The organism is Lysinibacillus sp. RS11, from assembly GCF_042019215.1.
GTDB classification, from domain to species: Bacteria; Bacillota; Bacilli; order Bacillales_A; family Planococcaceae; genus Lysinibacillus; species Lysinibacillus xylanilyticus_A.
In genome coordinates this window covers 2,473,184-2,498,422 of record NZ_CP168124.1, presented here as the reverse complement: position 1 = coordinate 2,498,422, position 25,239 = coordinate 2,473,184, and the positions used below count along the sequence as shown (strand labels likewise).

The 25,239-nt window shown below is 35.9% G+C and carries 23 protein-coding genes, 2 pseudogenes and 1 riboswitch; of the genes and pseudogenes, 12 read left to right on the top strand and 13 right to left on the bottom strand.

Annotation, left to right across the window (positions count from 1 at the left end; genetic code table 11):
* The first annotated feature begins 134 nt into the window (after positions 1-134).
* On the top strand, positions 135-587 hold the full coding sequence (locus tag AB9L17_RS12715; RefSeq protein ID WP_368634865.1) for an HIT family protein: 453 nt from the start codon (positions 135-137) through the stop codon (positions 585-587).
* Complete coding sequence (locus AB9L17_RS12710) at positions 580-1,395, top strand: protein phosphatase 2C domain-containing protein (protein ID WP_223554135.1); 816 nt, start codon at positions 580-582, stop codon at positions 1,393-1,395. Before AB9L17_RS12715 ends, AB9L17_RS12710 begins: the two co-directional genes overlap by 8 nt.
* A gap of 428 nt (positions 1,396-1,823) precedes the next feature.
* Here the strand turns inward: AB9L17_RS12710 and AB9L17_RS12705 are convergent, their stop codons facing one another.
* Both AB9L17_RS12705 and AB9L17_RS12700 read right to left on the bottom strand, forming a co-directional pair.
* Positions 1,824-2,735 (bottom strand): sigma factor regulator N-terminal domain-containing protein, encoded by a 912-nt coding sequence (locus AB9L17_RS12705; protein WP_223554133.1) that lies wholly within the window; start codon positions 2,733-2,735, stop codon positions 1,824-1,826.
* The gene (locus AB9L17_RS12700) at positions 2,735-3,226 is read right to left on the bottom strand and encodes an RNA polymerase sigma factor (protein WP_375199185.1); all 492 of its coding nucleotides are present in this window, start codon (positions 3,224-3,226) and stop codon (positions 2,735-2,737) included. The genes AB9L17_RS12705 and AB9L17_RS12700 overlap by 1 nt, the downstream gene beginning before the upstream one ends.
* A gap of 186 nt (positions 3,227-3,412) precedes the next feature.
* A riboswitch (TPP riboswitch) is annotated at positions 3,413-3,523 on the top strand.
* Positions 3,524-3,690: 167 nt separating this feature from the next.
* Between AB9L17_RS12700 and AB9L17_RS12695 the strand changes: the two genes are divergently transcribed.
* Genes AB9L17_RS12695 through AB9L17_RS12675 form a run of 5 tightly spaced genes read left to right on the top strand, consistent with a single transcriptional unit; the run spans position 3,691 to position 7,232 of the window.
* A complete protein-coding gene (locus AB9L17_RS12695; RefSeq protein ID WP_223554129.1) occupies positions 3,691-4,704 on the top strand; it encodes an ABC transporter substrate-binding protein in 1,014 nt (337 codons plus the stop codon).
* 1 nt (position 4,705) lies between these two features.
* On the top strand, positions 4,706-4,996 hold the full coding sequence (locus AB9L17_RS12690) for a thiamine-binding protein (RefSeq protein WP_068984307.1): 291 nt from the start codon (positions 4,706-4,708) through the stop codon (positions 4,994-4,996).
* Complete coding sequence (locus AB9L17_RS12685) at positions 4,996-5,766, top strand: ABC transporter permease (RefSeq protein ID WP_375200791.1); 771 nt, start codon at positions 4,996-4,998, stop codon at positions 5,764-5,766. Before AB9L17_RS12690 ends, AB9L17_RS12685 begins: the two co-directional genes overlap by 1 nt.
* On the top strand, positions 5,744-6,493 hold the full coding sequence (locus AB9L17_RS12680; protein ID WP_223554127.1) for an ABC transporter ATP-binding protein: 750 nt from the start codon (positions 5,744-5,746) through the stop codon (positions 6,491-6,493). Before AB9L17_RS12685 ends, AB9L17_RS12680 begins: the two co-directional genes overlap by 23 nt.
* Entirely contained in the window at positions 6,483-7,232 is a 750-nt protein-coding gene (locus AB9L17_RS12675) for a TatD family hydrolase (RefSeq protein WP_223554125.1), read from the top strand. Before AB9L17_RS12680 ends, AB9L17_RS12675 begins: the two co-directional genes overlap by 11 nt.
* A gap of 427 nt (positions 7,233-7,659) precedes the next feature.
* Here AB9L17_RS12675 and AB9L17_RS12670 read toward each other — a convergent pair whose 3' ends face one another.
* The 5 genes from AB9L17_RS12670 to AB9L17_RS12650 form a co-directional block, all read right to left on the bottom strand.
* Positions 7,660-7,842 carry a hypothetical protein gene (locus tag AB9L17_RS12670; RefSeq protein WP_068984303.1) on the bottom strand — a complete coding sequence of 61 codons (183 nt, stop codon included), beginning with the start codon at positions 7,840-7,842 and terminating at the stop codon, positions 7,660-7,662.
* Between the two features lie 98 nt (positions 7,843-7,940).
* Positions 7,941-9,485 (bottom strand): solute symporter family protein, encoded by a 1,545-nt coding sequence (locus AB9L17_RS12665; RefSeq protein ID WP_068984483.1) that lies wholly within the window; start codon positions 9,483-9,485, stop codon positions 7,941-7,943.
* Positions 9,486-9,493: 8 nt separating this feature from the next.
* A complete protein-coding gene (locus AB9L17_RS12660) occupies positions 9,494-9,832 on the bottom strand; it encodes a DUF485 domain-containing protein (protein WP_068984302.1) in 339 nt (112 codons plus the stop codon).
* 486 nt (positions 9,833-10,318) lie between these two features.
* Complete coding sequence (locus AB9L17_RS12655) at positions 10,319-11,872, bottom strand: solute symporter family protein (RefSeq protein WP_068984301.1); 1,554 nt, start codon at positions 11,870-11,872, stop codon at positions 10,319-10,321.
* Positions 11,873-12,208: a DUF485 domain-containing protein gene (locus AB9L17_RS12650; RefSeq protein ID WP_068984300.1), complete on the bottom strand. Its 336-nt coding sequence runs from the start codon at positions 12,206-12,208 to the stop codon at positions 11,873-11,875.
* Positions 12,209-12,776: 568 nt separating this feature from the next.
* Here AB9L17_RS12650 and AB9L17_RS12645 point away from each other — a divergent pair.
* The 5 genes and pseudogenes from AB9L17_RS12645 (at position 12,777) to AB9L17_RS12625 (ending at position 18,200) form a co-directional block, all read left to right on the top strand.
* Positions 12,777-13,364: an SCO family protein gene (locus AB9L17_RS12645; protein WP_068984299.1), complete on the top strand. Its 588-nt coding sequence runs from the start codon at positions 12,777-12,779 to the stop codon at positions 13,362-13,364.
* Positions 13,365-13,535: 171 nt separating this feature from the next.
* Positions 13,536-13,771 (top strand): annotated as a pseudogene (locus tag AB9L17_RS12640) ((S)-ureidoglycine aminohydrolase); the annotation flags it as partial.
* 923 nt (positions 13,772-14,694) lie between these two features.
* Positions 14,695-16,176, top strand: a complete 1,482-nt coding sequence (locus AB9L17_RS12635; protein WP_375199184.1) for an Lsa family ABC-F type ribosomal protection protein — start codon at positions 14,695-14,697, stop codon at positions 16,174-16,176.
* 1,117 nt (positions 16,177-17,293) lie between these two features.
* A complete protein-coding gene (locus AB9L17_RS12630) occupies positions 17,294-17,668 on the top strand; it encodes a site-specific integrase (protein WP_375199183.1) in 375 nt (124 codons plus the stop codon).
* 31 nt (positions 17,669-17,699) lie between these two features.
* Positions 17,700-18,200 (top strand): annotated as a pseudogene (locus AB9L17_RS12625) (tyrosine-type recombinase/integrase).
* Between the two features lie 37 nt (positions 18,201-18,237).
* Here AB9L17_RS12625 and AB9L17_RS12620 read toward each other — a convergent pair.
* The 6 genes from AB9L17_RS12620 to AB9L17_RS12595 all read right to left on the bottom strand — a co-directional run bounded on the left by AB9L17_RS12620 (position 18,238) and on the right by AB9L17_RS12595 (position 25,120).
* A complete protein-coding gene (locus AB9L17_RS12620) occupies positions 18,238-18,735 on the bottom strand; it encodes a hypothetical protein (RefSeq protein WP_375199182.1) in 498 nt (165 codons plus the stop codon).
* A gap of 134 nt (positions 18,736-18,869) precedes the next feature.
* On the bottom strand, positions 18,870-20,513 hold the full coding sequence (locus AB9L17_RS12615; protein ID WP_375199181.1) for an amidohydrolase: 1,644 nt from the start codon (positions 20,511-20,513) through the stop codon (positions 18,870-18,872).
* Positions 20,514-20,528: 15 nt separating this feature from the next.
* On the bottom strand, positions 20,529-20,810 hold the full coding sequence (locus AB9L17_RS12610; protein WP_068984293.1) for a cupin domain-containing protein: 282 nt from the start codon (positions 20,808-20,810) through the stop codon (positions 20,529-20,531).
* A gap of 39 nt (positions 20,811-20,849) precedes the next feature.
* The gene (locus AB9L17_RS12605; RefSeq protein ID WP_223554109.1) at positions 20,850-22,304 is read right to left on the bottom strand and encodes an MATE family efflux transporter; all 1,455 of its coding nucleotides are present in this window, start codon (positions 22,302-22,304) and stop codon (positions 20,850-20,852) included.
* 43 nt (positions 22,305-22,347) lie between these two features.
* Positions 22,348-23,820: an aldehyde dehydrogenase family protein gene (locus tag AB9L17_RS12600; RefSeq protein ID WP_223554107.1), complete on the bottom strand. Its 1,473-nt coding sequence runs from the start codon at positions 23,818-23,820 to the stop codon at positions 22,348-22,350.
* 13 nt (positions 23,821-23,833) lie between these two features.
* Positions 23,834-25,120, bottom strand: coding sequence for an NAD(P)/FAD-dependent oxidoreductase (locus AB9L17_RS12595; protein ID WP_223554105.1), 1,287 nt, complete (start codon positions 25,118-25,120; stop codon positions 23,834-23,836).
* Positions 25,121-25,239: the final 119 nt, after the last annotated feature.

Here is a 25,239-nt window from a genome sequence, read left to right as displayed (position 1 = left end):
ATTTTAATTTGAGATAACATCACCATACTTGGTGGTGTTTTTTCATGGAGGGAAAAATATTTAGAAAATTGTGCAAATGCAACGTTTTTTATATTATAATTCTATAACTACCAAAAAAAAGGGGGATTATTCATATGAATGACTGTTTTATTTGCAATAAACACGTTGGAAATATTGAAACTTCTGGAGTTATGATTTATGAAGACGAATATGTATATGTAGGACACATTGATCGAAATGGAAAACCTAACTATTTAGGTCATATTATGATTGACCTAAAAAGACACGTACCGACACTTGCTGAAATGACAGTAGAAGAAGCAAAAGCATTCGGTGTCATAATGGCTAGAGTCAGCAAAGCTCTAAAGGAAGCCGAAAACGCAGAGCATATTTACTCACTTGTTTCAGGAAATTCTGTTCCGCATCTTCATATGCACCTAGTTGCTCGTTATCCTAATACACCAAAAGAACATTGGGGACCGATGGAAGTTTACGATTGGGAAGATGCACCTATGGGTGACAACAATGATGTTATTGAACTTTGTAATCGAATTAAAACATATTTAGAGAACAATCAATATGAATGATCACTTCAAAGATTTTAGTTGGGTTGGAAGTCAAGAAAACTTTGTAGATCAAGTAAACATTCAGCATATAGAACATATAATTGTGGGTCGATATGGCGGCAATTCGAATGCAGGACAATATAAGAACGAAGATGGATGCCTAGTATGGTTTAACGAAAGAGAAGATTGGGAATTCGTTATTGTTTTAGATGCACATAACACAGCCGAGAGTGCCGAAAGAGTAGTAGCATTGTTCGAAAATGAAAAACCTCAAATAAGGCATTTATTGTCTATGTCGACAACTCAAAAAACTTTTAAGATGGTAGAAGAAAAGGTATTAAGTATGTTTCAATCTAAGGAATTCTTATCTACTTGTCGAAATGTTAAAGGAGAAACCGCTTGTTTGATTGTTGTTAGAAAAGATAAATATATTTGGTGGTTTTCTGTTGGGGATTGTGTCCTTTATGTATTTCACCCAGAACTATCTGCACTAGGTCAATATCAAATCAATCAAAGACAATTCTATGAATGGATAGGACAAGTTAATACTTTTGAACAAGAGGTACCTTGTTACAGTGTGGGAATAAAAGAATTGAGACAAGGGGAAAACCGCTTATTTCTGACCACAGATGGCCTAATTGAATGCCCTAATGAACCATATTCAAACCCAACAACAATTGATCATGCTTTCTTTCATTCTAAAGATGAAGAAAGCATTAAATCAATGTTGACAAACATCCAAGAAAATAATGTCAGAGATAGTACTACCATAATTTCTTGGAAAGTAAATATTCTAAAAGAAGCTACTCTACCAAGTAATCACAGGTGAACAAATACTGATTAATATGCTAATTAATATAAGTTTTCTCCCTGTATCGAACCTGTTAATAGTAAGTTGCGACACTTATGGAGAACAATAGAGACCTTTCCCAAAATCAGAAAGGTCTCTATTTTATACTTGTTCTCAAAAAATCTACTATGTCAGTTTGATGATGTTGTACAAAATATTTTTAAGAAATGAAGGGAAGTCCGTTAACCCTTTTTCATCACATGCCTAAAGAAATAACATATACGTTAGCATTATAAGACGCCAGATAAAAGAAAAAGATACTTTCCTCTTTCCGTAGTTCAATATCATCTTCTAAATGCTGAAAAAAACTTTAACGTTATCATACTATAACAGTAAAATTTTCACTCTAGATTTATTTTAGAATAATCTAGGGATCGATCAGACCTTTGATATCTGGTCATTTTACTTTATTTTTCTGGCTTAATATAAGGAACGATTGGTGCAGTGGCGCCTACTGAAGCACCACGGATAAAATCTTGATTCTCTAAGGCTTTAAAATTATTTGTTTTGCCAGTGAGCATGACCCCTAAAATTTTCACTTCTTCAAACCGTTTATCTTTATTTGAATTTAAAAACTCTTGGATGGTTTCGTCATTTTTATTCGCATCATATTCTTGAAGTGTATCAATAAAGTCATCGTAGGCCTCTTTCGGTGAATCGGCTGGATCAAAGCCATAAACCTCTAAACCAGCAGGTCCATTACTTTCATCCGTAATTCGGGAAGTCATATATAACCATACGATGTTTAAATTGCTAGGAATTTTCTCTTGTATTTCTTGTAATGTATAAGGTTTGTTGAAAGAAACGGCAACTTCTGCAACGTGATTCTCCAGTTGCGAAATTTCGCCGAGTTCGTTTGGTACATCGTTAAAGTATTTTTGAATGGATGGATGATAAAATGTCGCTGATTTAGTTTTTGTCTGTTTATCGTACTCATAGTACTCTGTATCAGACCAATAAAACCCTGGTACTAACTCGTTCGTATCAATATTGAGGCGAAGCCAACCGTATGAACTTGTAAGCGTGCTCCATGGAACGACATAACCATTAATATTCTTCGAACGGTTTGTGATAATGTTTCCACCAAACATGGAAGAATTACTCGTTACTTGAGAGTCGATTTGTATATTAGGTTCAGCAATAGCATTATGTAAAAAAAGCTGTTCGTGCAGTCTGTTAGAACTTTTTGCTGCAAAGTAGTTACCGGTTTTATAAAAGATAGGGCAGAGAAGTAGTACTACAATAATTGAAGTGATGATAATTTTTAATAATTGTTTTCGCTTAGCTTTTTTTAAAGCGACATTTAACGAAGTTTCCATTAATAGGTACCTCCTGTTTTTGAGTGAATGCATTTACGTGCGCGATATAATTTTTGCTTGACGCTATCTACTTGAATATCTAACAAAGTAGCAATTTCTTCATATGAAAAATCATAGTAATACTTTAAAAAGAATATTTCTTTATATTCTTTTTTTATGTCTTTTAATAAATAGAAAATTTCATCCTTATTTAGCAACGTATCAAAGTGATCATCGATGTGTTGGAGCTTTGAATATATTTCCTTGGTGATGTAAATGTTCTTATGCTCCTTTTTCCTTTTCAAGTCAATATACTGATTGAGTGCTACTCTAAAAAACCATGGACGCAGATTAGTCTCAGTTAGGTCATCCAATAGTGTGTAAACTTTGTAAAAGGTGTTTTGAATGATATCTTCTGCATCTTCTTTATTAGCTCCTTTCATTCGTAATAGTTTGAACACTTCCTCTCCTAAATGGATTAGATAGGAGGTCAGTTCATTTTCTTTTCTCATTGTTGGTCCTCCTTACACTTATACAACGAATGAGTACTCACAAATGTATACACTTATATATAAAGTTATTATAGAATAAAGGCTGTGTTTCACATTGCCTTCTGAAATGACATTACATTAAATATGAAATAGAGCCTTGTCTTTTAAAGATAGGTATGGTTATAATAATCACGAAAAGTTCATATGGAAAGAATGTAGGGGGGCTGGTAGTTGCCAGCTGAGATTGTGTCCGATAGACGCTGACCCTTTGAACCTGATTTGGCTCGTACCAGCGTAGGGAACATCTATTCAAAAAAAGAAAGTTTTTGATACTGATTGTAAAACGTCTGGGGGAATCCTAGGCGTTTTTTTATGTTTTTGTTATACGCGATAACCTTGGGTGCATACTGACTATGGATACGCTTTCTTATGGTTAAAACATTCGTTCATGAACACTTTCAAATTACTTTCTAGGAGGATTCAGCATGAAAAAATGGTTATTGATCCTAATGGCTGCGCTTTTAACACTTGTGGGCTGTAGCGAAAAAGAGGAGACAAAAGATACTAAGGATAAAAACGATGCGAATGCATTAAAAAAAGTATCGGTCGTGCTAGATTGGACACCGAACACAAATCACACGGGGTTATATGTAGCAGAGAAACTTGGTTACTTTAAGGAACAGGGCTTAGATGTTGAGATTTTATTACCTGGCGAAACGGGTGCTGATCAGCTAGTGGCGTCTGGTAAGGCACAGTTTGGTGTAAGCTATCAGGAAGGAATTACACAGGCACGTGTGCAGGGTGTACCTTTAGTATCAATTGCAGCGATTATTCAACATAATACTTCTGGCTTTGCGTCAATTGCATCTAAAGGGATTAAGTCACCTAAAGATTTTGAAGGGAAAACATATGGTGGTTGGGGTGCACCGGTTGAACAAGCTGTCCTGCAATCACTTATGCAAACAGAAAATGCGGATATTAATAAGCTAGATATTGTTAATGCAGGCGATTTAGATTTCTTCACAATGATGCAAAAGGATATTGATTTTGCGTGGATTTATTATGCATGGACAGGCATTGAAGCAGAACTTCGTGGTGAAAAGCTGAACATGCTTTATTTAACAGATTATAGCGATCAACTTGATTATTATACGCCTGTACTTGCTACGAATGAAAAAATGATTAAGGATGATCCAGATACGGTAAAAGCCTTTGTCGCTGCTACTACAAAGGGCTATGAATATGCGATAAGTCATCCAAGTGAGGCAGCTGATATTTTATTAGAAGCGGTACCTGACTTAGATAAAGAGCTTGTGCATAAAAGTCAGGAATGGCTAGCAGATAAATATCAAGACGATGCCGCTCAATGGGGTGAGCAAAAGCTGACTGTTTGGGAAAACTACGCAAAATGGATGGCTAGCAACAAGGTTTTAGAGGGCGAATTTAACGCAGAACAAGCATTTACAAACGACTTTTTACCGAAAAAGGAGACAAAATAGTATGGCGAATTCATTAGTAAGCGTACAAATTATCCCGAAAACTGAAAAATATGAAGATGTGATCCCTTATGTCGATGCGGCAATTGCTATTATTGACGCATCAGGAGTGAAATATGAAGTACACCCGCTCGAAACGACGATGGAGGGTGAGCTATCGTCGTTGCTACAAATCATTGAAAAAATGAATGTTAAAATGATTGAACTTGGTGCGATCAATGTTATTACACAAGTGAAAATTTTATATCAGCCATCAGGTATTACAATGGAGAAGTTAACGGAGAAATACCATTGATGAAGTCGGCAATAAAACAAGGAAGGACGATAATTTTTATCGCCTTCCTCTTATCTATATGGGAACTAATTGTCCGTTTTGCAGACGTTCCGCATTGGTTATTGCCAGCACCGAGTGCCATTTTGAAAGAAGGCTTTCAATCGTATGATACGTTCTTGCCGCATGTATTAGCAACTGTTCAATTAGCAATTCTAGGTCTTGCCATCGGGATATTGTGCGGGCTAACGGTTGCTGTGATATTACATCGTTTTACGTTTATTCGGGAGCTATTTTACCCTATTCTCATTATGTCGCAGAATGTTCCTGTGCTCGTCCTAGCACCGTTATTAATCATTTGGTTTGGGTTTGGTTTATTGCCAAAGCTTATTATTATTTGTCTCGTGTGCTTTTTCCCCATTGTGATCTCGGCAATGGATGGCTTCCGTCAAACCTCGCCAGAGCTGAAGTATTATTTTGAGATGATTGGTGCGACGAAAGCACAAACCTTTTGGAAGCTTGAATGGCCGTACGCGTATCCAGCGATTTTTTCAGGCATTAAGATTGCGGCGACCTATAGCGTTATGGGAGCTGTTATTGCCGAATGGCTAGGGGCGAAAAAGGGGATTGGTGTCTATATGACATTGGCACAGTCTTCATTTCGAACAGACCGCGTATTTGTTGCGATTTTTGCCATTGTTTTTTTAAGTTTACTATTATTTAGTGTTATTCGATTAATAGAAAAGCTTGTTGTGAAGGGGAGAGGATTACATGCTCAGCATTCAAAACATTGATAAATCATTTGATTCTCTTCAAGTTATTCGTAATTTATCGTTTGAAGTGAAGGATGGGGAATTTGTTGCGATTATTGGTCCGTCAGGGAGTGGGAAAAGCACACTCTTTCAACTAATGGGTGGTGTGTCTTCTATTGATAAAGGAGCTATCTTATTAAACGGTACAGATATCCAGCAAAAAAGAGGAACGATTGGCTATATGCCTCAGCAACCATGCTTACTGCCGTGGCGTACGATAGTAGAAAATGTCACGATTGTTGAGGAGCTCCAGCAAAAACCGAATATTGAACGTGCCAAGGAATGGTTAGAGAAAGTGGGACTTGCATCGTTTGAAAATGCGTATCCAAATGAGCTATCTGGCGGTATGCAACAACGGGTATCATTTATTCGTGCCATCATCAGTGATAAGCCCATATTATGCCTAGATGAGCCGTTCTCTGCACTTGATGAATTTACAAGGCTTGAAATGCAGGCGTGGCTTTTATCGATATGGGAGGAATACCGAAAATCAATTCTATTTGTGACGCATAGTATCGAGGAAGCGCTTTTTTTAGCCGATCGCATCATTGTCTTAACGAAACGACCAGCTACGGTTAAAAATGAGATACTCGTTCCTTTTGCTAGACCGCGAACAGAGGAAATTCGCCATTCCGCGACGTTTACTGCTTTAAAGCAACAGTTATTTATGTATTTAAAAGAAGAAAAGGATGACGTAAATGTTGATTGATGCGCATATTCATTTAGAGCAGTATAAGGAAAGTGCTATACCGGCTTTGCTAGAGGAAGCTGACTATGTGATTGCCGTGAGTATGAACCTTCCATCGTGTGAAAGAACGTTGAGGTTGTCGAAAACCTATGCGAAGATCAAGGCTGCATTTGGTTTTCATCCTGAACAAGCGTTACCGAGTGCTGAGGAGGAAGAGGCATTATTTACTTGGATACGCCAGCATGCTAAAGATATGGTTGCGATTGGTGAGGTCGGGTTACCTTATTATTTGAAACAAGAGAAGGCTATTGATGATCGTCCTTATGTGGCATTGTTAGAACGTTTTATTATGCTGGCAAAGGACTTACATAAACCAGTTGTTTTACATGCTGTTTATGAGCATGCGGCTATTGCTTGTGATTTGCTGGAAAAGCATCATGTAACGAAAGCACATTTTCATTGGTTTAAAGGCGATGACAAAGTGATTGAACGGATGATTTCTAATGGGTATTTTATTTCTGTCACGCCTGATTGTACGTATGAAGCGGAGATTCAACAGCTTATCAAAAAATACCCAATTGAGCTGATGATGGTAGAAACCGATGGACCATGGCCGTTTGAAGGCCCTTTTAACAATAAACGAACGTCTCCTTGGATGATGGATCATTCTATTGAGGTTATTGCTTCTATCAAAGGGATTACAACGCGGGAAGCGGCACACATCGTAACAAATAATACGACAATATTTTATAATTTATAGCAAAAAACACAGCTGTTCTCTTTTAAAGAGTAGCTGTGTTTTTTTAAAAGTAATAGAATCGCTGATAAAAGTGCCAGCATCGCTGATAAATCTCCAACATCGCTGATAAAAGTGCTAGAATCGCTGATAAATCTCTAACATCGCTGATAAAAGTGCCAGAAATCGCTGATAAAGCATCAAACATCGCTGATAAAAATATTAGATTCACGATAGTCTGTATACGGTAACGAAGGTGTTTAAAGGAACGTTCACTATTAAGCGAAAGTTTAAAAAGGGATCTATTTATTAACTCAACTAATGATCAGATGCAAAAAGTAATTTCATATTAAAATTCTAGAACCTTCTTCAGCTATTAATTTATTTAGGGATGACTTTATCATTATGATCAGCCACATCAGGATAGCTCTTTTAAAGCAAAACCCAACCACTAATAATCTTCAGAGTGGTTGGGTTTTCTATGCTTTGTATAATTTTGGTCGATGCTTTCTTTTTTCGTTTTTGTTAGTCGTTCATGTGTGCTGAAAGGAGAGAACTGACGATTTTTTTCAACGTCCTTACCTTTCGTCCGTTTTACATGCATGCGTTTCTTTTTTGCTTTTGATTGTGTCATGATCGTTACCTCCAACTGGTTTTGTAAATATAGTACCTAATACGGAAGAAAAAGTAAAACCTCGTAAGTATATAACTTACGAGGCAGTTGTCATATGATTAGTGAGATACGTCCTGTACAGAAATACCTGTGTTTGCTTTAACTTCCACTTCACGATATTTTTTGGCATCGGTTTCTTTAGAAAGTAATGTTCCGATGAAACCTCCAAGGAAACCAAGTGGTACAGAGATTAAAGCTGGGTTCGTTAACATAATTAACGGTTCACCTACGAAAATGGCTTTTCCTTCAACTGGATTCCAGATGTTTGGTGAAACTGCCACAAGTACTAATGCAGAGATTAAACCTGTTAACATTGCCGTTACAGCACCAGCTGTATTAAAGCGTTTCCAGTAAATTGTATAGATGATTACAGGTAGGTTAGCTGAACCAGCAATACAGAATGCAAGTGATACTAAGAACGCTACGTTTAATGTTTGTGCACCAAGTGCTAATAAGATAGAAACAATAGCGATTGTAATAGAACCAATACGTGCTGCAAGTACTTGCTCTTTTTCTGTAACTTTGCCTTTTTTAATGATTTGACCATAAATATCATGCGATAGGGCAGATGCGCCAGAAAGTACAAGACCAGCTACTACCGCTAAGATTGTTGCAAATGCTACCGCACATACGAATGAGAATAGAATGTCGCCACCAAGTGCTTCCGCAAGAAGTGGAGCCGCCATGTTACCAGCAGCGTTTGCAGCAATAATATCTTCTTTACCAACGAAATAAGCTGCACCGAAGCCTAAGAAGATTGTAAGAATATAGAAGATACCTACAATCCAAGTAGCCCAGATAACTGAGGAACGAGCTGTTTTCGCATCTTTTACTGTAAAGAAGCGCATTAGGATATGTGGAAGACCAGCTGTACCTAATACTAAAGCGACTAACATTGAAATAGTATCAATACCATTTGTGTATTTAAGACCAGGATTCAAATAAGCTGCACCGCTATCAGTAGCAGTTCCCATTTCTTTGAACATTGACGTAATACTAAAGCCGAACTCTTTTAATACTAAGAATGAAATAATGACAGTACCCAACATTAAAAGACAAGCTTTAATAATTTGTACCCAAGATGTTGCCGTCATACCGCCGAATAATACATAAGTTGTCATCATCACACCTACGATTAAAACTGCGATCCAATAGTCGATTCCTAAAAGTAATTGAATAAGTGCTCCTGCACCAACTAGTTGTGCAATCATGTAGAATAAAACAATTGTAATAGTGCTTAAAGCTGCTGTACCACGAACTTTAGAGCTGTCGAAACGCGCAGTGATCATGTCAGCTAATGTGAATTTACCAAGGTTACGTAATGGCTCAGCAACGATGTATAATACCACTAAGTAAGCTACTAAATAACCAATAGAGAAGAAGAATCCATCAAATCCAAATAATGCAACTGCTCCGGCAATCCCTAAGAAAGAAGCTGCTGATAAGTAGTCACCAGCAATGGCTAGTCCATTTTGCCAGCCTGTTAATCCACCACCTGCAGTGTAGAAATCACTTGCAGAAGAAGTGCGTTTAGATGCCCACCATGTAATAACTAATGTTAAACCAACAATAGCTACGAAGAAGAAGATCGCTGTAAAGCTCATTCCGTTAGTCATCGGCGGCCACCTCCGTTTTCATATTCTTCGATAATCGCCTTTGCCTCTTTATCAAAGTTATTCGCTTTTGCTACATATAAGTGACATAAACTCCAAGTCATGATGAATAATCCTGCTGAATATACCCACACCCAAGTAATTTCCCCAAATGCCTTTTGGTGTAGGATCGTCGTGTACGAAGTAAGAATTGGAAGTAACATGTAAGCTGCTAAAAAAATTACAGTTATTGACCAAAGAAATGAATTCTTTTTTCGTACAAGTGATTTAAATGATTCTTGATGTGCAATTGCATCATAGTCAATCACGACGGCCTTGTTTGTTTGATTGTTCGCCATTAACATTCCCCATTTTGTGTTTATTTTTACTGCTTAAATACTAAAATATGCTAGTTTAGTGAATTCACATCTTCATTTTATGAGAGAGTTCACAAAATTGCAATACATTTCAGAAAAATTATGAAAAAATAATTTTCAGAAAAAAAGTCTTGAAAGAGAAAATATACAACAAAGCCTAGAAATTAAAGGGTTATAGAAAATTCAGATAACTAAACAAGTTAGGTCAATTCTAGATTTTAAAGCAAAAAATAGGGTTGCATTTTGAAAAAAAGAATGATTTTTTCTTAAAAAATAAACACTATTTACTTTGTGAGAATTGTTTTTTCTTCGTTTTTTTTAAAAGTGAATAGTATTGTTCAATAAGTTAATTGGTAAATTTTTTGTAATAAAAAAATAAAAAACTCGACCGAAAATCGAGTTTTTTAATAGGATATTTTTATTAAATGGATAAGAAAAACGATAGTTATAATTGTAATAATATGGTTTTTAGTGAGAAACGTCAGAAACAGATACACCTGTATTTGCTTTAACGCGAATTTCTTTATAAATGCGATCTGCTTCTTCCTGTGGTATTTTGTTTGAAGATAGAACAGAGCCTAAGTAACCCGCGATAAAGCCAAGTGGAATCGTAATGACTGCTGGTACTGCTAAAGGCACGATCGGGTTACCAACAAAGATTGCTGCACCTTCAACAGGACTCCATACGTTCGGTCCCATAGCACCTAAAACTAAGCATGATACTAAACCAGTTACCATTGCTGTAATAGCACCAGTTGAATTGAATTTCTTCCAATAAATTGTGTAAAGAATAACTGGTAAATTTGCAGAAGCGCCAATACAAAATGCAAAGGATACTAAAAACGATACATTCAAGTTTTGCGCAAATAACGCTAAGATAATAGAAACAATGGCAATAGAGATAGAGCCAGTACGTGCTGCTACAACCTGTTGCTTTTCCGTTAATTTACCACCTTTAATAATTTCACCATAAATATCATGAGAAATGGCAGAAGCACCTGTTAAAACTAAGCCTGAAACAACAGCTAGAATAGTTGCGAACGCTACTGCACCGATAAATGCCATTAGCACATCACCACCCAAATAGTGGGCAAGAAGTGGGGCAGCCGTGTTACCTGCCTTACTTTCAGCAAGAATTTTATCTAATCCTACAAAGTTTAATGCTCCAAAACCTAAGAAGATAGTTAATGAGAAGAAAATAGCTGTAATCCAAGTTGTCCATGAAATAGAAGAACGAGCAGTTTTGGCATCTTTCACTGTAAAGAAGCGCATTAAAATATGTGGTAAACCAGATGTTCCTAAAACAAGCGCCATCATCATCGAAACAGAGTCAATTGTACTTGTATATTTAATACCGGGTACAAGGAATTCTTCACCATGTTCCACAGCAACCGTATCAAACATTTTCATAAGAGAGAAATCGAATTTAGCTAATACTAATGCAGCTAATAAACCTGTTCCGAATAATAGAAGACTAGCTTTAATAATTTGCACCCAAGAAGTAGCTGTCATCCCACCAAATAATACATAAGTAGTCATCATAACACCTACGATTAAAACCGCAATCCAGTATTCAATACCAAATAATAGTTTAATAAGGGCACCTGCACCTACTAATTGCGCAATCATATAAAGGATAACGATGATAATTGTTCCTGACGCAGCAACACCACGAATACGTTTTTCGTTGAATCGTGATGTAAGCATATCAGCTAAAGTATAACGGCCTAAATTACGCATTGGCTCTGCAATTACATAAAGAAGCACTAAGTTAGCTACTACATAGCCTACAGAGAAAAAGAAACCATCAAAACCAGTTAAAGCAATCGCGCCAGACACCCCAAGGAATGCGGCAGCGGATAAATAATCACCAGCGATCGCAAAGCCGTTTTGCCAACCTTTAAGGCCTCCGCCAGCAGTATAGAAATCAGCGGCAGAAGACGTACGCTTTGCTGCGATATATGTAACAACAAGTGTTAAACTAACGATTGCTAAAAAGAAACCAACGGATACTAAGTTCATTTATTTTCCACCTTTCGCGTGATACTCTGCAAGCACTGCCGCTGCAGCTTTATCGAATGAAGAAGCTTTTTTCACATAGACTGTACAAAGAACAATTGTCATAATGAATAATCCTGCTGAATAAATCCAAACCCCCGTAATATTTCCGAAGACTTTTTGTTGTAGTACAGGTTGGAAAGCAAGGATTGGTAGCAAAATATAAAGTATTAAAAACCCTGCTGTAATCGAGAAAAGGAAGGTATTCTTCTTTTTCACGAACTTGTTGAACGATTCCATAGCTTCAATTGCATGATAATCAACTGATTCTATATGTTTGTTCCCAGAAACGTTAGCCATTATTATTCCCCCTAAAGTGTTACATTTCTGTTTTAAACGACATATTTCTTTTTAAGTCGTCGTTATATTCACTTATTTTATGGGGTAGTTTCTTATAATGCAATACTAAATTTTGAGTTTTTATAATTTTTAATCTCTTTTGGAATGTGGAAATAACATAGAAATATTAAGGATTTAATAGAAATAATCCGTATGAAAGAGAACGTAATTATCTATAAGAATAATATTATTAAAATAGTTTAATAATGATAATTTCGAATGGTGGAGAAAAAATGTACATAAAAGAGAATTTTGTGGAAATTGTTATTGTGTCATTAAATAACGGAAGATAGTAAATTGTAAAAAACTTTGTTATATAACAAAGGATGTGGTGTCTCGGGAAATAATTGAAATAGTAAAAAAAGCTTCGAAAAAATTTTTAAAAAAACATAAATTCTTATGCCAAAATCATACAATGAACAAAGTTTTGACATAAATAAATGAAAGGATATGGTCATAATCTTGTATTTGATTACTATAATTTATACAATTAACAACGATGGTAAATTGAAGGGAAGTGAGCAAATTAATGAAAAAGAAAAGTGTCATGCTTGTTTTGATACTAGCATTAAGTAGCGTGTTAACTGCTTGTGGTAGTTATAAATTTGAACCAGAAATGAATATAGAAGTACAAGACTTTTCGGTAACAAATCAAAAAAATGAACAGGTTAGTCTTGATACTTTTAAAGGTAAGCCATGGTTAGCCATGTTTATTTTTACTAATTGTAATACGATTTGTCCACCAATGACGTTTAACATGACAGAGGTACAAAAGGCACTTCAGGATGAAGGCGTAGAAGACTATCAAATCGTAGCTTTTAGTGTGGATCCTGAGGTTGATAAACCAGATGTGTTAACAAATTACTTAAAATCATATTCAGTGCCTGATGCAAGTAAATGGCAGCTCTTAACGGGCTATGATCAAAAGTTCATTGAACAGTTTGCAATGAAATCGTTTAATTCACACGTAAAAAATGATCCGAATTCTGACCAAGTTATACATATGGGAAGTTATTACTTAGTCAATGCTGATGGGATTGTTGTGAAGGATTATAGCGGTAACACAGAAGTACCAGTTGAGACGATTGTGGCAGATATGAAGGCGTTAACTAAGTAAAAAGTGATAACTCAGAGGTTTGAAGGGCCTCTGAGTTATTTTTTTGCTGTAATTGATAAAACAAAAATTGAACATTCTATTACTACCATACATAACACAGTCAAAGGACATCAGGAGCAAATTAATGAATGTAGATAAATAAAGTTGCTTAAAGTGTCTTTTCTAATTTAAGGGCATACACCAGTAGTTGTTACAGGTAATGAAAAAGACATCAAAGAAGTATTAATCCAAGACTTATTGTGACATGAACATTTGTATTCTTTCATTCAAACCAGGTACTCACATGGTTACATTGAAACACACGCTCAAGAACATGGTCTTGCGTTTTAAGAGGGCGAGGCATATATAACGGTGTTGATAAGGGTGACTACATCTTTATGGACGCTTATGCACCGCAATCAACTTACTTGCAAAATTAGATAATGAGGCATAAACATCAGATACTAATGTGACAATTAAGTCAATTTGGAATGGATAGGCTTTTGGTCAATTGTATTCCATAAAAAAATTTGGTAAGATAAAAATACAATTTATGAGAGGACTGATGGATGGACAATGATTAACTAATCTATATTTTAATTGAAATGAATAACTTCAAACTACAAAATATAGGATTAGTCTGTCCATTTTTATAAATCAGTTTATACTTTTTTGTCATGATTCTAATGGCAAAAAAAACTTATTTAATATAAGTGAACCATAAAAAAATTTGGTAAGATAAAAATACAATTTATGAGAGGACTGATGGATGGACAATGATTAACTAATCTATATTTTAATTGAAATGAATAACTTCAAACTACAAAATATAGGATTAGTCTGTCCATTTTTATAAATCAGTTTATACTTTTTTGTCATGATTCTAATGGCAAAAAAAACTTATTTAATATAAGTGAACCATAAAAAAATTTGGTAAGATAAAAATACAATTTATGAGAGGACTGATGGATGGACAATGATTAACTAATCTATATTTTAATTGAAATGAATAACTTCAAACTACAAAATATAGGATTAGTCTGTCCATTTTTATAAATCAGTTTATACTTTTTTGTCATGATTCTAATGGCAAAAAAAACTTATTTAATATAAGTGAAAGTCTAATCCTTCCAATGACAAATTGGGGGGATTTTTTATTCTCTCATAGTCACTAAAATCTAATAAATAAAGGAGCTAGAGAAATGAGCGAATCAGACACGATTGTTACGCATGTAATACTCCGTATAAGTCGTTAATATCCATCAAACTTATACGGAGAAATTTAGAATAGATGGATGTGCCGACTTTGTATAAAGAGTAAAAAGTGTTGATATACAAAGGAGGAATTATCATGTCAATGATTAAAGTTCAAGATTTAACTTTTTCTTATCCAGGTAGCTTTGATAATATTTTTGAAGGAGTAAACTTTCAAATAGATACGGATTGGAAACTCGGATTTATTGGTAGAAACGGACGAGGTAAAACAACATTCTTTCATTTATTATTAGGGAATTATGAGTATAGCGGGAAAATCATTTCTTCTGTAGAATTTAATTATTTTCCTTATCCAGTTTCGGATAAAAACAAATATACTTATGAAATCTTTGAAGAAATTTGTCCTCAAGCAGAAGATTGGGAATATCTTCGTGAAATATCCTATCTGAATGTTGATGCCGAGATCATGTACAGACCATTTAAAACATTATCAAATGGAGAGCAAACAAAGGTGTTACTTGCTGCGCTTTTTTTGACTGAGGGTCAATTTCTATTAATTGATGAGCCAACCAATCATCTAGACACGGATGCACGAAAGACGGTCTCTGATTATCTAAGGAAGAAAAAAGGGTTTATTTTAATTTCACATGACAGAATCTTTTTAGATGGATGCGTTGACCATATTTTATCTATCAATAGGGCAAATATTGAGGTGCAAAGTGGTAACTATTCTTCTTGGAAGTTAAATTTTGATAGACAGCAGGAACACGAAGCGGCAACAAATCAGCGTCTACAAAAAGACATTGGGAGATTAACACAGTCTTCGAAGCGTTCAGCAGGATGGTCTAATCAAGTGGAAGCTTCCAAGAATGGGACGACGAATTCGGGTTCTGAGTTGGATAAGGGTTTTGTAGGACATAAAGCGGCAAAGATGATGAAAAGAGCAAAGAATCTTCAATCAAGGCAACAAAAAGCTATTGAGGAAAAGTCACAATTGCTAAAAAATGTGGAAAAATCGGAGTCATTAAAAATAGAACCATTGGAATTACATTCAAATGAATTGATTGTTTTGGCGGATGTGTCTGTTAAGTACGATGATCAAATCGTAAATAAGCCAATTAGCTTTAAAGTTGAACAAGGTGATCGAATTGTACTGGATGGAAAGAATGGAAGCGGTAAAAGTAGTATCCTCAAACTAATTCTAGGAAATCCGATACAGCATTCAGGCTCAATACATTTAGGTTCAGGCCTCATTATTTCCTATGTCCAACAAGATACTTCTCATTTGAAGGGACTGTTATCGGACTTTATTGAAGAACATGAGATTGATGAAACGTTGTTTAAATCCATCCTACGTAAGATGGATTTTGACCGAATTCAATTTGAGAAAGATATAGCTCATTATTCTGGTGGACAAAAGAAAAAGCTGCTTATAGCCAAAAGTTTATGTGAAAAAGCTCATTTATATATTTGGGATGAACCATTAAATTTCGTTGATATTTATTCTCGCATGCAGATTGAAGAGCTTATTCAAAGATTTAATCCGACAATGGTTATTGTTGAGCATGATCAGGCATTTCAACAAACAGTTGCAACAAAAACTATAAACATTTGTTAAATGGATAAAGCATCGGTGTAAAAACCGATGCTTTTTTGGTGCCAGAACGTTAGAGATGAAGTATTTGAAATAAATATTAAAAACGAAGAAGCGAACACGAATCATTTCATTTCATATGAGCTGCGCTTGGAAATTAACAACGTGTACAGGCGTTATCTGCATTCAAATGAGCTACTGATGTATTTGTATGAGAGGATTCGGTGGAACCACGGGTAATCAACGTATGCTCGTCTTTCAGTAATGGAAGCTATGTGGAAATTCTGGAAGCGGCAATTGAAAAGAAGGGGATTGAAGCTATGAATTGTTAGAGACGAGTGTTCGTAATCAATCCTGAAAAGATAATTAACGAACTATTTAGCGATAAATAATTAATAATGTTCGTGTTTTGTTCGTGAAAATGCGAATTGTCCACCAGCTGGAGACTTCACTGATTGAATAAAACACGAACATTATATATAAAAGTAATTTCTTTACTGATTAAGGATGTAACGCCTGAATAATGAAACACAATTTATTAGGAGAATACATAAAAACTGCTTTAAATCACTAAATGTTAAGATCTTCTAGAGAATTGAAACAGCTTGGTATGGCACCGAGATTTTACTGAAACAGTTCGTGAGACTGCATTAGACATGGAAGATAAATTTGGTGTGTGCTAATGGATTTGAAACAATCTATATAAGTCAGAGATTAAATAAAATAAAAAGCGAAAGTTCAACTTGAGATGAACATTGATATTTCAACGAATTGCCATGAAAATATGCAGTCGAATGAGGACTTATCGATGGACCAATATATATAGTATATTTAATGGAGTCGATTCATCGATTGACATGCTGTTAAAATTCCACCAATTTTTATCATTCTGTCTCAATATTATTAGTATACTTTTCATTGAAACATAACTTCCTATAATTTATATTATGTAAACTAAAATTATTTGACGTGGAGGAGGGCTTAGATACGTCAACTACCCATAATATCTGTACTTTTCGACTTGTAATTCTGAAGTTCCTTATAATTTTCATGTGAACGATAACTCTCCTTTTTTACGATAATGGGATGATTTTGTACAGATAATAATTATTGTTTAATACGATATCTGGAGGTTTTATACTTGCAACTACATGCTGCCATTGATGAATTTGTTTTGTATATCGAGATTGAAAAAAATTACTCAGTTAATACAGTCACTAGTTATGAATACGATTTACAACTCTTCTTGACCTTTTTATCGGATCATGGCTGTTCAACCTGTTTAAATGAGATCACCAAGACCCAAGTACGTCGCTTTATCCAATATTTATTAGGATCATTAAAACAAAAACCTCGTTCGGTGAACCGAAAAATTTCTTCATTAAAATCATTCACAAAATATTGTTTAAAGGAACAATACCTTGCTAATGATTTTACGCACGGGATTGAATCGCCAAAGACCGATGATAAACTTCCTGTCTATATGACACTAACCGGATCTAAAACAGCTATTTGACTATTTAGAGCGCTCCCAATCACGTTTTTCGATGCGGAATGAGCTAATGTTTAAATTATTAGCAACAACAGGTATAAGACGTTCTGAACTTGTTTCATTAACATGGGAACAAGTGGATTTGGTAAATGAAACGATTCGAATTGCTGGAAAAGGAAAAAAAGAACGGATATTGCCCCTTCATCCACACTTAATGCCGCTTCTGGCATCCTATAAAGCTTCTTTAAGATCATATCAAATTTATCCAACAGAACCTGTTTTTCTAAATAAAAATCGTAAAGCATTAGATCCGCGGGGTTTACATGTCATTTTTTAAGATGTATTGAAAAAAGCAGGCATTCCACCTACCCGCTTCTCGCTACATCACTTAAGGCATACTTTTGCAACATTGATGTTACAGCAAAATAAAGAAAACGTTGATTTACGAACACTGCAAGAATTACTTGGCCATGAAAGTATTACATCAACTCAAGTCTATACACATGTTGAATATGAGCAGAAGAAGAAAGCAATTGATTCTTTTCGAATTTTTTGATCCCTTGCTAGGAAAGAAAACACCCGTAATTGGGTAGTTATCTTTTATTAAATATTTCGTAACCGTTTAAATGCGTTGGATAATTAGGTTGATAATGATTAGTCATCGACTGCGGTTGATATGGATAATTCATATTTGTTGAGGGCATTGAAAATCCTTCTGATTGAAACCCGACTTGTTGATGATAAGAATTAGGGTTTACTTCAGCAAACTGAAATGGTGATTTTTCAATATTACCTTCGTTTGAACTAGTAAAATAATTAGTAGAGTAAGTACTTGGATTCGATAACATTGCGTGTTCCATTTTCGAAAAAGTAAGGCGAATTAGCTGATCTTTAAATACAATAATATAGGATGAATTTTTTAATAGGTTTTCATATGCAGTTGGTAGTTGTTCGTAGATAGATTCTAAATCCATTGGTACACCAAATCTATCTTCCATTTCTAACGCAGTCTCTAGAACTGTTTCCAGTAAAATCTGTGCTGCACGAAGTTGTTTATATTCTCGAGAATATCTAAAAATATAGCGACTCATCCCCGAATAGATCCACTATTCGGGGTTCCGTTCAAAGTAAGGTTCACCTTGATAATTTAATAGGTATAAATCACGTGATTTTTATACTTACAAACTGGCGTATAGGCGTATTCAGCATACTATCATTTAATAATCTATACTCGATTTAGTTCCACAAAATTTTCTTTGGAATAGATAATTTCACCATCGATCATAGTTTTTTCTACTTTTAAATCTTTAATTTGGTCTGGGCTGACATTTAAAATGCTGTCATTAAGGACTACTAAATCGGCTAACTTACCAACCTCGATGCTCCCTTTTATATCTTCTTCAAAACTCGCATAAGCACCATTCCATGTATATAGTTTTATAGCCTCCATAACACTTATGCATTGACTGGAACCAATATCCATACCCGACCGGCTTTTTCTATTAACAGCAACATGAATTCCTAATAAAGGGTTAATATCAGTAACTGGCGCATCTGATCCACCTGCTGCAATGATCCCCTGATCAATATAATCACGGGCAGCGTACATATGTTGAACGCGATCACCGTAATGCCTTACATAAATCTCTCCGAATTCATACGGAAATGGAGGATTTGGTATCGGTATAATTCCAAGTTTTTTCATTCTTTCTTGTAAATCTGGCGATGAGATTCCTGCATGCTCAATTCGATGGCGATGGTTTGTTCTTGGTGATTCCTCAATCGCCTTTTCCACACAATTTAAATACATTTCAATGGCTTTATCACCTTGTGCATGTACAGTGAGTTGATATCCTTTTTTATGTGCTTCTCCTAAAACTTCGTAAATTTCTTCCTCACTTTGATATAGAATGCCATAATTGTTTGGGTCACTGTCGTATGGCTTACGGGTCGCAATGGTAGGCCCAGTGCTACTTCCATCTGTAAACATTTTTGCCGGCCCTACTTTAAATCTTTCATCTCCCGTACCAGTTACTACACCAGATTCCATCATTTTATGGACAAATTTTTGGGAGTTATTTATCTGACATATCATTGCGTATACTCTGACACGAATATCCCTGCTTTTCACAGCCTGTTGCAGTATGCGGAAACTATCAGGTCCTTGTCCTCCAGCATCATGTACACTTGTTAAGCCATAAGCAATGAAATGATCTGATGCAATTTTTACAGCCTGTCTTTGTTCATCTTCTGTATGTCTTGCAACATCGCTCATTTCCATATTTGCTGCTTCAATTAATTTTCCTGTCAATTTCCCTTCAAGATCTCTTTCAATAACTCCCCCGTCAGGATCTGGTGTATTTTCGTTTATTTGCGCTAGTTCAAGTGCTTTACTATTTAAAACACTGATATGGTTACAAGTACGCGATATCATAATTGGATGTTCTACTGAAATTGCATTCAGTTCATCGATTGTTGGATACCTCATTTCCTTTACAGCGGTTTCATTGAATCCAAAAGCCCGTATCCATTCACCCTTAGGCGTCTCTAAGGATTTCTTTTTCAAATCATCTAATAAAACCTCAATGGAATCGATATGCTCAGCTTTGCAATTTATCGCCAACTGATTCAATCCATAATACGTTAAGTGAATATGAGAATCTATAAATCCAGGAAGAAGTGTTTTTCCTTGCAAATCGATGACACTCGTTTTTTCTCCTATAAAACGATTAACCTCACTATTTAAACCTACAAAGATAATGCGATTATCTTTAACAGCTACAGCCTCTGTTACTGTATTCTTTTGATCTACTGTGATTACTTCTCCATTAATAAATACGACTTCAGCTTCCCCTTTTGTTACGCCCATAGTACACCTCCAAATTTATTTCAAATCAATTTCTTGGTTTAATATAAAATTCTTTTTTACAAGGACAGGACAATCCCATTCACAGACAAGATCTTTAGCTAAAGAAACTACCCATCCCTTCGTAAGATGATATTTTTTTTCGTCAACGGTAATGAACACTTCTCCATCTGTTACATAGAAAACCTCTTGTTCTTCTAGGTGCCACATTCCTTTATCAGTTTCACCTACCCATGGTTCCCACGTATCAACACGTAGTTGTTTAGCTTCTTCCTCTGTTACTTCTTTCGCAAAAAACATTTTTAACATCCCTCTTTCGTTTGATAGATTAGCAGGGTTCTATAAACTTAGCTTATTCGTATTCATTTCATTTAAATATTTGAATTCTTTATTCGCACTCATGCCATTTAAATATTTAAATTCTTTTCTAATAAAATAAAGGGCGATGAGTACACCAGGTATTTCTGCAACAGGAGCTGAGTACCAAACACCTTCAACACCCCAGAATTTCGGAAGTATAAACATTAACGGGATCATAAACACTAGCATTTTACTTGCTACAATAAATGTTGCCGTCCAGTTTCGCTCCTGTGCTTCGTAATAGCCAGAAATAAGCGTATTAATCGCATTAAATGTAAACAATAAATTAAAGACGATAGTTGTCCAAACACCTAGTTGATGTAATTCTGGATCTCCGCTGGCGAAAAACGCCACGATTGGATCCACAAAAATGATAAGCATAGTAGTAGAAATTACAAAGAATATTGTCGTAAAAATGAGTCCGAACTTGATGGCCTCTTTAACACGATCAAAATTACCAGCCCCGTAATTATAACTAATGATTGGTTGAAGTCCTGTCATTCCACCGAGCGCTGCTAAGGCGAGCAGGTTTGTAATATAGCCGTTTTGAATAGTGAAAGCGGCTACGTGCAACCCACCACCGTGTTCTTGAAGTAAATTATTCGTGAATATTATGGCAAAAAACATCATAACTAGACCCGAGAAAGAGGCAAATCCCGTCCAAGCCACTTCACCGATTTTTTTGAGTTGAATCTTAATATCTTTCATTTTTGGCTTTAGTTTTGTTTTACCAAACCAAAAATATAATATTAGTAGGGCGGGAATTGATTGAGCAATTGTGTTGCCCCACGATGACCCCATCATTCCCATGTCAAGTTTCGTAACCATTACCCATTCTACAATTACGGCAACAACAGCAGCCACTAACCAACTGTTCATGGATAATATAGGTTTTTCATCGATAGTAGTTAGAATACTAAGTACAACAGCTAATATCGTTAATGGCAGTGAAATCCATAATAGGCGGCTGTATTCTATCGCATAAGGAAGAGACTCACTGCTCGCACCAAATAATAGCATCAATTCTTTTTCAAAGATCAATCCTAATACAGCTATCAAAGTAGAGACGAATAGTGTGAACCATAGGGTTTGACCCATTATTGATCTACCTTCTTCTACCTTCCCTTTACCTAGTCGGAGAGAAATAACTGCTCCTGCTCCTACTCCAAAAAGAATCCCTACCATACGAGTAATAACCATGACTGTGAAACCAATTCCGATCCCTTCAATTTCTAAAACTGAAAAATAGCCGACGAAATGACCATCAATAAGGGCAAAAACCCCCAGAATCAAGTTAGCCATGATTCCTGCTAAAGCAAACCGAAAATACAGTGAAGGAATACTTTTTGTTCCTAGTATTGAATCCTTCTCCAAGTTATTTAATACTTCTCCTTGATCTTTCTTTAGAGAAGGGCGATTTTCTTTATCCCCCATAGGCATATCCCCCTATATATTCAATTTTATTAGCAAGTTAACTCTAATTTTCATACCAACCTACAGGCTTAGCTTTCTGATGAATATTAATCTGCTTCAATTCCATAAAGTGTTCTAGTCCAGCAACACCCAATGATCTGCCAATTCCACTTTGCTTATACCCTCCCCAAGGGCTATCAATATAAGCTAAGTGATAACTATTTATCCAAGTAATTCCTGCCCGCAATTTACTAACCACACGTCTTGCGCGATCCATATCTTCCGTAAATACAGCAGCCGCTAATCCATAAATGGAATCATTCGCTTTTTGGACTGCTTCTTCCTCATCTTTAAATTTCTCTACTACAAGAACTGGACCAAAAATTTCCTCCTTAACAATACGCATGTTCGAATTTACATCTGCAAAGATCGTTGGAGCGACAAAAAATCCTTTATCAAGCCCATTTTCCGTTATGCGATTACCACCACATACTAATCTTGCGCCTTCTTCAATTCCAACTTTAATGTATTGTAAAACCTCATTCATATGGGACTCACTTGTAAGTGCCCCCATTTCAATGACCTCACTTTCCCCATTGCCAATTACAATTTTGTTTGCACGTTCTGCCAATCTCTCTACAAACCTACCATAAATACTCTCATGTACTAGTAAACGTGAAGCGGCTGTACAAACTTGACCCGCATTGTGGAAAATGCCGAACATTGCATTTTCGACTGCCGTTTCAAAATCCACATCATTAAATACTATCAGTGGTGATTTCCCCCCCAGCTCAAGCGTGACATTTTTCATATTGCTAGCAGCAGCTCGCAATATGCTTTGTCCCGCTGTTGTTCCGCCGGTAAGGGTTACCTGGTCAACTTCAAAACTCTCAGCAAGCTCGTTCCCCATTTTGGATCCAGGTCCTAAAATCAAATTGGCCGCACCTGCTGGAAGACCGACCTCTTCGAAAATTTCAAATAATTTGTATGCGCTTACAGGAGTGACTTCAGCAGGCTTAAGTACAACTGTATTTCCTGCAGCAAGGGCCGGAGCAATAGACTGAGCAGCTATCATAAGTGGAAAATTCCATGGGACAATTAAACCACAAACACCGATCGGCTCCTGAGTAATAATCGTTTCCGAAGAATCCTCGCGGTTATAGGATGTCTCTTTAATAAGTTTGATCTGGTCTCCATAATAGCGGAAAATTTGAATAGTAGCGGGAATATCCACATTTGTCGTTGCACGGATAACCTTACCGTTATTTTCCGTTTCCAAGAGTGCTATTTCTGCCGCCTTTTCTTCAAGACGATCTGCTATCTTATAAAGATAATTCGCTCTTTCATCTGCTGATAAATTTGACCAGATGCCACTATCAAACGCTACACGAGCTGCCTTGATTGCCAATTTTGTATCTTCTACTGTTCCACTAGCAGCCGAAGCCATTACCTCTCCAGTTGCTGGATTTAAAATGTCTTTTCTTCCACCTGATAACGATTCTCTCCATTGCCCATCAATAAACATATCAATTTTCATTTGTATCTCTCCCTTATCTAATTTTATCTAGCACTTTGAATCCGATATGTGCGAGGTTTACCAACATCGTTTTTTGATTATAAAATGGGATTGTTTTTAAACGTTCCTTTTCAAAACGATATCCTCCTGCATCTCCCGTAACAATCCATTGAGCCAATAACTTACCGAACAAAGTGCTAAGCGATGCTCCATGTCCAGAATAACCTGTTGCAAAATAGGCACCTTCTTTAGATCTACCTATAACCGGAAAAGTGTCCATAGTTACTCCAATAAATCCACCCCATTGGTAATCGATCTTGCTTCCAGCCAATTTTGGCATAGTTGTAACCATAGCATTATAAACACTCTGGTAGACGCTATCTCCTAAGTTGGGTCGGATATCCCCCCCTCCAAAAATCATTCGATTATCAGGTGTACGACGGAAATAGTATAAAAAATTGCTTGTATCGAAAACCATACGATCTTTAGGAATAACGGCATTTAACAGTGCTTCCGGAAGCTGTTCTGTAGCAATAATACGTGCTGAAATAGGGAGTACACCTTTGTTTAACTCATTTACGATTTTCCCGGAGTATCCATCTGTAGCCACAATAATATCCCTCGCCGTAACAACCCCATTTGCTGTTACAACTTTCACACTTGATTGGTCATATTCAATTGATAGCGCTTTCGAAAACTCAAAGATTTTTGCACCAACTGATTTAGCGGCTTCTGCCAAACCAATTGCATAGTTCAACGGATGGAATGAGTAGCTTGAATTGTCAACTAAGCAACCATGATAAATTGGAGAATCAATCTCTTCATGTAACTGACTTTTATCAAGTACACTTGATTCATATCCGAAATTTTTATTTAAGTATTCGCTTTCAGCTTTCAATCCTTCAAAATGTTTCGCCTTGAAAGCTGTTACAATATGACCTGTCCTTCTAAAATCACAGTTAATTTGATGCTCTTCTATAATTTCTTTTACTAGCTCAACACTAAGTAATGAAAGATTATTTAGTTGTTCCGCCTCGACAGACCCATATTTTTTAGAAAGTTCCTGCATTGTTGGTTTATAGCCTGGTAAGACCATTCCACCGTTACGACCGCTAGCACCATATCCAATCGATTCTTGTTCAAGCACAATAACGCTTCGCCCTAATTTTTGTAAATGATACGCAGAAGAAAGACCTGTAAATCCTGCGCCAATAATAATGACATCTGCCTCTTGATTTCCTTCAAGAGAATTCTCTTTTTTATAGCTGTTTTCAGTCGCTTTCCACAATGAAAGCGTATCCATTCGATCCATTTTATTCATATTGTAATTCTCCTTTGTTGACTAATATGTTAAAATTACCCTAACAATATTCTGATTGTTTAAACTTATTAGAGTTATCATAATATTTGGAGCTGACTCAAGGTCAATAGTCTTTTTTC